This window comes from Methylibium sp. T29, from assembly GCF_000576205.1.
GTDB lineage: Bacteria > Pseudomonadota > Gammaproteobacteria > Burkholderiales > Burkholderiaceae_C > Methylibium > Methylibium petroleiphilum.
On record NZ_AZND01000125.1, the window covers coordinates 1 to 10,090 of the forward strand.

The following is a 10,090-nucleotide window of genomic DNA, read 5'->3' on the forward strand; positions in this document are numbered from 1 at the left end:
CGCCGGCGCCGCCGCGTGCTGGCGCCGAGCGACCGGGTCTGGCTCTGCTGCGGCAGGCACGCACGGCGCGCGTGACCACGCAGATCGAGGGGCTCGACGACGACGGCGCTGCCACGCGCATCCCCGGCGTCTCGGTTGCCGACCAGCCTCCGAGCCAGCCGCGCGTACGCGTCATTGCCCTGATCCCGGCCACCGGCTTCTCGCTCAGCCGCGAGGACCGCTACCTGGTGGTGAGCCAGCTGTTGCCGGCCACGCTGGCAGCCAACGCGCTCGCGGTGCAGAGCGCCTACCGCGAGTACCAGCAACGCTCGCTGGCGCGCGAGGGCCTGCGCAAGATGTACATCGGCACGCTGACGCTGACACTGATCCTTGCCGTGTTCGGCGCGATGCTGCTGGCGGTGACCTTCGGCAACCGGCTGGCACGTCCTCTGCTGCTGCTCGCCGACGGCGTGCGCGAGGTGGCCCGCGGAGACCTGAGCCCGAAGCCGGTGTTCGCGTCGGGCGACGAACTCGGCGGCCTGACGCGCTCGTTCGCCGACATGACCCAGCAACTCGCCGACGCCCGCGGCCTGGTCGAGCAGAGCGTGGCCGAGCTCGAGACGGCGCGTGGCAAGCTGCAGGCCATCCTCGACAACATGAGCGCCGGGGTGATCGTGTTCGATCGCGACCGTCGCATCGACAGCGTGAACGCCGGTGCGACCCGCATCCTGCGCGTGCCCTTGTCGGCCCATCTCGCCGCGGGCTCGCCGAAGTGCCCGGCCTCGAGGGCTTCGACGCGGCGCTGACCCGACGCTTCGACCAGATCGAGAGCGGCTCCGAACTCGGCGACCGAGACCACTGGCAGGATTCCTTCGAACTCACGACAGCCCCCGACCGCGATCCGCTGACCCTGCTGGTGCGCGGCGCGCCGCTGCCGGCCGGCGGCCAGGGCAGTACCGCGCGGCTGGTGGTGTTCGACGACATCACCGAGCTCGTCTCGGCGCAGCGCGCCGAGGCCTGGGGCGAGGTGGCGCGCCGGCTCGCGCACGAGATCAAGAACCCGCTCACGCCGATCCAGCTGTCGGCCGAGCGCATCCAGCACCGGCTCGAAGCCAAGCTGGAGGTACCGGACCAGCAGATGCTGGCCAAGTCTGTGAGCACCATCGTCACCCAGGTGCAGGCGATGAAGCAGCTGGTCAACGAGTTCCGCGATTACGCCCGCCTGCCGGCGGCCCAGCTGGCGCCGCTGGACCTCAACGCGCTGGTGTCCGAGGTGCTGGGCCTGTACGCGGAGGTGCAGGAGTCGGGCCGCCTGCGCGTCGAGCTGGCCGAGGGTCTGCCGCGGATCCAGGGCGACGCCACACAGTTGCGGCAGGTGGTGCACAACCTGGTGCAGAACGCGCTGGACGCGGTGGCCGAGCGGCCCGACGGCCAGGTCCGGCTGCGCACCGAGGGGCACTCAACGAGCGCGGCGAGTGGCGCGCTGTGCGACTGGTCGTCGCCGACAACGGCCCCGGCTTCAGCGAACGCATGCTCAAGCGTGCGTTCGAGCCCTATGTGACCACCAAGACCAAGGGCACAGGGCTCGGGCTTGCCGTGGTCAAGAAGATCGCCGACGAGCATGGCGCGCGCATCCGCCTGGCCAACCTCGCGGGCGACGCGGTGGCCAGGGGCGACGCGCCGTCTGTCGGGGGGCACAAGTTTCGCTATCATTTTCGAAATGGCTGCCCCCCGGGGTCAGCCTTGAGGCCACGCCGACACGGCATGTGCCACGCACCGGGACCCCATGGCGACCATCCTTGTTGTAGACGACGAACTCGGCATCCGCGCACTGCTGTCGGACATCCTGAGCGACGAGGGCCATAGCGTCGAACTGGCCGAGAACGCCGCCGAGGCCCGGGCGTCGAGAGAGCGTGCGCGGCCCGATCTGGTGCTGCTCGACATCTGGATGCCGGACGTCGATGGCGTCACGCTGCTCAAGGAATGGGGCAGCTGCAACCTGCTCACGATGCCGGTGATCATGATGTCGGGCCACGGCACGATCGACACGGCCGTCGAGGCGATCAAGTTCGGCGCGATGGCCTTCCTCGAGAAGCCGATCACGCTGCAGAAGCTGCTGCGGGCCGTCGAGCAGGGCCTGGCCAAGCCGGCCTCGCGGCCGGTGGCCACCGTGACGCCGCTGCGTCCCGGCGAGCGCGGTGACGCGCTCGCCATCGATTCGCAGCACGGCGGGCTGCCCGGCGCCCAGCCGACCGCCCTCGGCCTGCAACCCGAGCAGAGCTTCGAACTCGACCGGCCGCTGCGTGAAGCGCGCGACGCCTTCGAGAAGGCCTACTTCGAGTTCCACCTCGCACGCGAGAACGGCAGCATGACGCGCGTGGCCGAGAAGACCGGGCTGGAGCGCACCCACCTGTACCGCAAGCTCAAGCAGCTCGGCGTGGACCTCAGCCGGGGCAAGAAGGGCGCGGCCGCCTGAACGGCCGGCGGTGCTGCTACACTGCGGCCCCTTGGCTCGGTAGCTCAGTTGGTAGAGCAGCGGATTGAAAATCCGCGTGTCGGTGGTTCGATTCCGCCCCGAGCCACCAAATCCGAAACGGCCCCCTGTGTGGGGCCGTTTGCAATTCCAGGTGCCGGCGAGCCGGCACCTCGAAGCCACCGGTCGACGAGTCCGGCCTGCCCCGGATATCACCCGCCATCGAACCTTCTGCGCGGCGCCTGCTCCAACCGGCCCGGGAGGGAGCGCGCACTACAATGCGCGCTGTCGCTGGTGCAACCAATTCAAGGACGAGACAGTGTTCATTTCCGAAGCTTTTGCCCAGGCCGCTCCGGCCGCCGCCGCCGGTGGGGAGTCGAGCCTGCTCACGATGCTGCCGCTCGTGCTGATGTTCGTGGTGCTGTATTTCGTGATGATCCGCCCGCAGATGAAGCGCCAGAAGGAGCACAAGGCGATGGTCGATGCGCTGGCCAAGGGCGACGAGGTCGTCACCGCCGGTGGCGTGCTCGGCAAGGTGGCGAAGATCGGTGACACCTACCTGCATGTCGAGGTCGCCAGCGGCGTGGAACTGCAGGTGCAGCGTTCCGCCGTGGTGCAGGTGCTGCCCAAGGGCACGCTGAAGTAAGCGCAGGCGATCGTGCCGCCTGTGCGGCGCGAGGCCCGAAGGCCGCGGTCACCGCTGGGTGTCGCGGCCTTTCGTGCAAACAAGGGCGCCGTGTGGCACGGTGCCAGGACGGGGGGTCGCCCCCGAGGATGCTGCAATGAACCGCTACCCATGGTGGAAGTACGCGATCCTGGCGATCGCGCTGCTGGTCGGGCTGGTCTATACCTTGCCCAATTTCTTCGGTGAGGCACCTGCCGTGCAGGTGTCGAGTGGCAAGGCCACGCTGAAGGTCGACGCGACGGTGGTGCCGCGCGTCGAGCAGGCCTTGCAGGCGGCCGGACTGCAGGCCGATTTCGTGCAACTCGATGGTGCGTCGATCAAGGCACGCTTTCGCGACACCGATGCGCAGATCAAGGCCAAGGACGCCATTGCCAAGGCCTTGAACCCTGACCCGGCCGATCCGGGCTACATCGTCGCGCTGAACCTGCTGTCGCGTTCACCGACCTGGCTGCGATCGCTGCATGCGCTGCCGATGTACCTGGGCCTCGACCTGCGCGGCGGGGTGCATTTCCTGATGCAGGTCGACATGAAGGCGGCGCTCACCAAGCGCGCCGATGTGCTGACCGGCGACATCCGCAGCCTGCTGCGCGACAAGAGCATCCGCCACGCCGGCATCGCGCGTGAAGGCAACACGGTCACGATCGCCTTCCGCGACGCGGCGACGCGCACCGCCGCGCGGGCGGTGCTGACCGAGCCGCTGCCCGACCTGCAGTGGTCCGAGGCGGCCCGTGACAGTGAATTCACGCTGACCGGCAGCCTGAAGGCCGAGGCGGCGCGCCGCGTGCAGGATCAGGCCATCAAGCAGAACATCACCACGCTGCACAACCGGATCAACGAACTCGGCGTGGCCGAGCCGGTGATCCAGCAGCAGGGCGCGGACCGCGTGGTGGTGCAGTTGCCGGGCGTGCAGGACACGGCGAAGGCGAAGGACATCATCGGCCGGACCGCGACGCTCGAACTGCGCATGGTGGACGACAGCGCCGAGGCGGCCGCCGCCGCGACCGGCAGCGGGCCGGTGCCGTTCGGGGCCGAGCGCTACGTGGAGCGCGGCGGTGCCGCGCTGATCGTCAAGCGCCAGGTCATCCTCACCGGTGACAGCCTGACCGACGCGCAACCCGGTTTCGACGGCCAGACGCAGGAACCGGCCGTGCACCTGACCGTGGACGCCAAGGGCGCACGCATCATGCGCGACGTCTCGCGCGACAACGTCGGCAAGCGCATGGCGATCCTGCTGTTCGAGAAGGGCAAGGGCGAGGTCGTGACGGCGCCGGTGATTCGCGGTGAACTCGGCTCGCGCTTCCAGATCTCGGGCCGCATGACGACGCAGGAGGCGAGCGATACGGCGCTGCTGCTGCGTGCCGGTTCGCTGGCGGCGCCGATGGAGATCGTCGAGGAGCGGACCATCGGTCCGAGCCTTGGCGCCGAGAACATCGACAAGGGCTTCAACAGCGTGATCTACGGCTTTGCCGCGATTGCCGCGTTCATGTGCGCCTACTACCTGCTGTTCGGCGTGTTCTCGACCATTGCGCTGGCGGTGAACCTGCTGCTGCTGGTGGCGGTGCTGTCGATGCTGCAGGCCACGCTCACATTGCCCGGCATCGCGGCGATCGCGCTGACGCTGGGGATGGCGATCGACGCCAACGTGCTGATCAACGAACGGGTGCGCGAGGAACTGCGCGCCGGCGCTTCGCCGCAGGCCGCGATCCACACCGGCTACGAGCGCGCCTGGGCCACGATCTTCGATTCGAACATCACCACGCTGATTGCGGGCGTTGCGCTGCTGGCCTTCGGCTCAGGTCCTGTCCGCGGCTTCGCGGTTGTGCACTGTCTCGGCATCCTGACCTCGATGTTCTCCGCGGTGCTGTTCTCGCGTGGTCTGGTGAATCTCTGGTACGGGCGGCGCAAGAAGCTCAAGGGCGTGTCGATCGGTCAGGTATGGCGTCCGGACGGCGCTGTGCCGCCGGCGGCCCAGGCCTGAGTAGAAGGAGACGGTTCCATGGAGTTCTTCCGCATCAAGCGCGACATCCCGTTCATGAAACACGCGTTGATCTTCAACGTCGTGTCCTTCGTGACCTTTGCCGCCGCCGTGTTCTTCCTCGTGACGCGCGGTCTGCACCTGTCGATCGAGTTCACCGGCGGCACGGTGCTCGAGGTCGAGTACGCCAAGACGGCCGACGTGCCCAAGGTGCGCAGTGCGGTCGAGGCGCTCGGTTTCGGTGAGGTGCAGGTGCAGAACTTCGGCACCTCGCGCGACGTACTGGTCCGGCTGCCGTTGCGGGGCGACGTCAAGCAGCAGGAGGTGGTGGGCCGTGTGTTCAGCGCGCTGTGCGCGGCCGAAGGCGGTCAGGTCACGCAGTCGCAATCGGTCAGCGACAAGGGCGAGTCGGTCAGCGCGCAGGTCTGCGACGCCGGCGGCGCGCAACCGGTGATGCTCAAGCGCAGCGAGTTCGTCGGGCCGCAGGTCGGCAAGGAACTGGCGACCGACGGTGCGATGGCGCTGGGCTTCGTCGTCATCGGCATCATGATCTATCTTGCGATCCGCTTCGAATGGAAGTTCGCGGTCGCGGCGATCGTCGCCAACCTGCATGACGTGATCATCATCCTGGGCTTCTTCGCCTTCTTCCAGTGGGAATTCTCTCTGTCGGTGCTGGCGGCCGTGCTGGCGGTGCTGGGCTATTCGGTCAACGAGTCGGTGGTCATCTTCGACCGGATTCGCGAGGCCTTCCGCCGCTATCGCAAGATGAACACGCACCAGGTGATCGACCATGCGATCACCTCGACCATGAGCCGCACCATCATCACGCACGGGTCGACGCAGATGATGGTGTTGTCGATGCTGGTGTTCGGCGGTGCGACGCTGCACTACTTCGCAGTCGCACTGACGATCGGCATCTTGTTCGGCATCTACTCTTCGGTGTTCGTCGCCGCGGCCATTGCGATGTGGCTGGGCGTCAAGCGGGAGGATCTGATGAAGGCGGGCAGCGTCAAGGGCGGCGATCCCGACGACCCGAATGCCGGGGCCGTGGTGTAGAGTTGAAACAGTCTGTCTAATCACCGTCCGCCCCTATCCTCCATGGCCACCCCAGCCGCCCCATCCGCCCTGGCCGCTCAAGCGCGGCGGGTGTATATGGAGTCGCTGCTGCTCGCGGTGCCGACCGCGGTGCAAGGGGTGCTCGACGGTGCCCACCGACTGGCGAACGAGAAGGCCGAACCGCAGCTGGCGCACAAGCGCATGAACGCGGCCATCGACCTGACCCGACCCGCACCGCAGTGGCAGCAGGCGCTGATCGACAGCCTCGGTGCCATGCCGCGCATCAGCACCTCGGGCGGCAGGACGTCGCTCGGCGCAGCTGCGGCGTCCAGCATGGGCAGTGGGCGCGACACGCTGCAACTGGTCGACGACGACACCATCGAGGTGGAAATCCTCAGCTCTCGCCTGGCGCTGGCCATGATGGACAAGGCTTCGTGGGAGTTCACGGACCTGCGCGCCCGCATGTCCAGCCTGGAGCGTCGCGAGGAACTCGACAGTGGCGACGCGCTGCGACCGCATGTGGTGGCACGTATCGTGATCGACAGCTGGCGGTCGGCCGGCCTGTCGCTGGAGCACTGGCGGACCGTGCAGAAGGTGATCCACGCGGCCTTCGGGAGATGGTCGAGGAGTCCTACCACGAGACCAACCGCTGGCTGCTCGGTGAGGGCGTGCGTCCCGAAATCGACCTGCGGCCCCTGATCCGCCGTTCGACCGGCGCACATGTCGCGTCGATCCCGGTGACGACGGGCTTCGGCGACATGGCGGAGGCGCAGGGCGGCCTGCGGCGCGCGAATGTCGTCATTGCCGGCACGACGACGTCGACCCGCGGGGCCGGTGTCGGCGAGGAAACCCGGTTGATGACGCGCATGAGCAATCTGGCTCGTACGGCCGGGCATGCGGAAGCGGTGCTGGGTCGACTCAACAAGCTGGTGGGCCGGCAGGTGCCATCGTTCGCCGACACGGCGGAGATGCAGCCCTCAACTGGTTTCAAGCGGGCGATCGCGGAAGCGCAGAGCGGCATCCAGCGCCAACTGGCCACCACCGGACGCGACGAGCGCGCCGCGATCAGCACCCCGGCGCTGCTGCAGGAGTTGCAGCAGCGCAAGCAGGCACTCAAGGAAGCCGCCAGCACGCCGGTCGAGCGCGCCACCATCGAGATCGTGGCGTTGCTGTTCCAGAGTATCCTGACTGAAGAGAAGATCCCGGCGGTTGTTCGCGTGTGGTTCGCTCGCCTGCAGATGCCGGTGCTGCGCGTGGCGGTCAGCGAGCCCGATTTCTTCGCCACCACCGACCATCCGGCGCGCAAGCTGATCGACCGCATGGGCGCCTGCGTGATGGGCTTCGACATCAGCTCGCGGGCCGCGGGCGATGCGCTCGACAAGGAAATCAAGCGCGTGGTGCAGGTCGTGGAGGCCTACCCCGACACCGGTCGTCGGGTGTTCCAGACCGTCCTGACCGAGTTCGAGCGCTTCCTCGAGCATTATTTCAAGACCGAGAACGAGGCGACGCGCAAGGGCGTGTCGCTCGCGCAGCAGGTCGAGCAGCGCGAGACGATGGCGATCCAGTACACGATCGAGCTGCGCAAGATGCTCAACGAGGTGCCGGTGCAGGAAGGCGTGCGCAACTTCCTGTTCCATGTCTGGGCCGATGTGCTGGCCACGATGGCGCTGAAGACGGGAGCCGCCAGCGATGCCACCAAGATCATGAAGCGCGCTGCCGCCGATCTCATCTGGTCGGCGGGTGCAAAGGTGTCGCGTGAAGAACGCGCCGACGTGATTCGCCGCCTCCCGCCGCTGCTGAAGACGCTGCGCGAAGGCATGGCGGAGGCTGGCCTCGCTCCCGAGAAGCAGGACGAGCACATCCAGGCGCTGAACGACTCGCTGGCGGCGGCCTTCACTGCCAAGGCGGCAGCGATTCCCGCCGAGCGTCTCGAGGAGTTGATGGCGCGACTCGAGGACCTCGAGGAAATGCTGCCCGATGCCGACGAGATGCAGATCGACGAGTCCATCGTGATGGACCTGTCAGGGCATGAAAGCACCGAACTGCAGATCGTGACTGAGGGGGGATCGATGCCGACGCCAGCCATGATCGCCTGGGCGCGCGAACTGCAGGTCGGCGGTTGGTACATGCTCGAGCACCGGGGTCGCATCGAGTCGGTGCAACTGGCCTGGCATGGCATGCGGAAACAACTCAGCCTGTTCGTCTCGCAGCAGGGCCGCGGCACGCTGTTCCAGCAGCACCGGCTGGCGTCCTATCTGCAGGCCGGCCTGCTGGTTCCGGCGCAAGATGAGGCCCTCACGGTGCGCGCGACCCGCAGCGCGCTGGCCAAGCTAGACGCTGACCCGCAGCGCTTGCTGAACTGAATGGACGAGGGGCGCGGCAACCGCGCCGGTTCGTCAGTGGATCAGACGATCCTCGTCATCGACGAACAACTCGTCGAGGATCAGTGCGTCGGGCTCTTCACCCAGCTCCAGAACACCATCAGAACGATGATCTTCAGGTCTTCGACGGCCAGCGGACCAGCGGGAATCGCCATCGCGCGATCGATCACCATCTCGCGCATCGGTGCGCGCAACACACCGGCCGATTCGAGAAAGCTGACGAAGCCGATCGAGGCCTCGCCCAGGTGTTCCTGCTCCATCGGCGAATAAACGCGCAGCGCATGCGCACTCTGCTCGCCGCTGTGTGACTCGGCGGCCGTCGCCAAACCGTCCAGCCAGCTCAGCGCGTCCTCGATCTCCTCGTTCTCGAAGCCCACCGCAGAGAGCTTGCGAGACAGCTGCCGGTGATCGGGGCACGCGTCGGGCTGCCAGTAGTTTTCGTAGAGATACACGAGCACGTCGAACATGCGACAAGATACCACAGGGGGTGTCAGGCGAAGGGCGCCGCCGGCATTCGCCGGCACGGATGCGGGGCGTTCAGCGTGCAGGGTCTCAGGCCTGTACGAGGCGCTGGAACAACTGGCCTGGCAAACGAACCACGTCGCCACTCAGTTCAAGTGCCAGTAAGCGAGCGCTCAATTCGGCTGGGGGCCACCCGATCCGGGCGCTCAGTGCGTCAAGAGTGACGGGATCGTGGCCGAGGGCGGCCAGTACCGGGTCTTCTACGGACGGGCTTGACGTGGTGGGCGAGGGCCTGTCTGGCGCGTCGAACCACCGCAGTTCCTCAAGGATGTCCGCCGCGCTGTCGACCAGTTTGGCGCCCTGCTTGATCAGCGCGTGACAGCCGCGTGACTGGGGCGCGTGAATCGAGCCCGGAATCGCGAAGACCTCCCGACCGGCTTCGAGCGCCAGCCGTGCGGTGATCAGCGAGCCCGACTGCAACGCGGCCTCGACCACCAGCGTACCTCGGGTCAGGCCGGCGATCAGGCGGTTGCGCAGTGGGAAGTGTGCGGCAATCGGGGGCGTTCCCAGCGCGTACTCGCTCACCATCAGCCATCGCGGGCAATCCGGTGAGCCAACTTCAGATGCCGCTTCGGATAGACGCGATCGAGCCCGGTGCCGACGACCGCGATCGTCGACCCCTCGCCTGCCAGTGCACCGTCGTGGGCGGCGCCATCGATGCCGAGCGCCAGCCCGGATACAACGGTCAGGCCGGCGTGGCTCAGGGCGGTGGCGAAGGCGCGGGCGTTCTCGGCGCCCTGCGGCGTCGGATTGCGGCTGCCAACCACGGCCACGCTCGGTGCATTCAGCAACGCCAAGCGGCCCACGGCATGGATCAGCAGGGGTGGGTCGGCGGTCTCGAGCAAAGCGCGGGGGTAGGCCGGGTCGCCGAGCGCCACCACGTGGCGCTCCTCCCCTGCGTCAAGCCACTGCCAAGTCGCTTCGATCAGTACGTCGAGCGAGGGGGGCGGCGACCGCAACGCCGCGGCCTTTTCCGCCGTCAGCAGCTCTCTCAGGGCGACGGGCGGAGCGTCAAAGAC

At 67.6% G+C, this 10,090-nt stretch carries 9 protein-coding genes, 1 tRNA gene and 2 pseudogenes; 10 read left to right on the top strand and 2 right to left on the bottom strand.

Features of this window, described 5'->3' with window-relative positions:
* From x551_RS27440 to x551_RS14210, 10 genes are all read left to right on the top strand, one after another.
* A partial coding sequence (locus x551_RS27440; RefSeq protein WP_253950379.1) for a HAMP domain-containing protein occupies positions 1-785 on the top strand: 785 nt, incomplete at its 5' end.
* Positions 752-1,540 carry a two-component sensor histidine kinase gene (locus x551_RS27445; RefSeq protein WP_051512035.1) on the top strand — a complete coding sequence of 263 codons (789 nt, stop codon included), beginning with the start codon at positions 752-754 and terminating at the stop codon, positions 1,538-1,540. The genes x551_RS27440 and x551_RS27445, both read left to right, overlap by 34 nt.
* The gene (locus x551_RS27450) at positions 1,510-1,845 is read left to right on the top strand and encodes an ATP-binding protein (protein WP_231497525.1); all 336 of its coding nucleotides are present in this window, start codon (positions 1,510-1,512) and stop codon (positions 1,843-1,845) included. Before x551_RS27445 ends, x551_RS27450 begins: the two co-directional genes overlap by 31 nt.
* Positions 1,766-2,455 (top strand): response regulator, encoded by a 690-nt coding sequence (locus tag x551_RS14185; RefSeq protein ID WP_011827876.1) that lies wholly within the window; start codon positions 1,766-1,768, stop codon positions 2,453-2,455. The genes x551_RS27450 and x551_RS14185 overlap by 80 nt, the downstream gene beginning before the upstream one ends.
* Before the next feature lie 33 nt (positions 2,456-2,488).
* A tRNA-Phe gene (locus x551_RS14190) sits at positions 2,489-2,564 on the top strand.
* A 207-nt stretch (positions 2,565-2,771) separates the two neighbouring features.
* Positions 2,772-3,098, top strand: a complete 327-nt coding sequence (yajC, locus tag x551_RS14195; RefSeq protein WP_011827877.1) for a preprotein translocase subunit YajC — start codon at positions 2,772-2,774, stop codon at positions 3,096-3,098.
* Positions 3,099-3,234: 136 nt separating this feature from the next.
* Positions 3,235-5,115 (top strand): protein translocase subunit SecD, encoded by a 1,881-nt coding sequence (gene secD, locus x551_RS14200; protein WP_011827878.1) that lies wholly within the window; start codon positions 3,235-3,237, stop codon positions 5,113-5,115.
* 18 nt (positions 5,116-5,133) lie between these two features.
* Entirely contained in the window at positions 5,134-6,168 is a 1,035-nt protein-coding gene (secF, locus tag x551_RS14205) for a protein translocase subunit SecF (protein ID WP_011827879.1), read from the top strand.
* A gap of 96 nt (positions 6,169-6,264) precedes the next feature.
* Positions 6,265-6,867, top strand: coding sequence for a DUF1631 family protein (locus x551_RS27455; protein WP_253950380.1), 603 nt, complete (start codon positions 6,265-6,267; stop codon positions 6,865-6,867).
* Positions 6,786-8,531 (top strand): DUF1631 family protein, encoded by a 1,746-nt coding sequence (locus x551_RS14210; protein WP_253950381.1) that lies wholly within the window; start codon positions 6,786-6,788, stop codon positions 8,529-8,531. Before x551_RS27455 ends, x551_RS14210 begins: the two co-directional genes overlap by 82 nt.
* A 33-nt stretch (positions 8,532-8,564) precedes the next feature.
* Here x551_RS14210 and x551_RS14215 read toward each other — a convergent pair.
* Positions 8,565-9,016 (bottom strand): annotated as a pseudogene (locus tag x551_RS14215) (DUF494 domain-containing protein).
* Positions 9,017-9,101: 85 nt separating this feature from the next.
* Positions 9,102-10,090 (bottom strand): annotated as a pseudogene (gene dprA / locus x551_RS24435) (DNA-processing protein DprA); the annotation flags it as partial.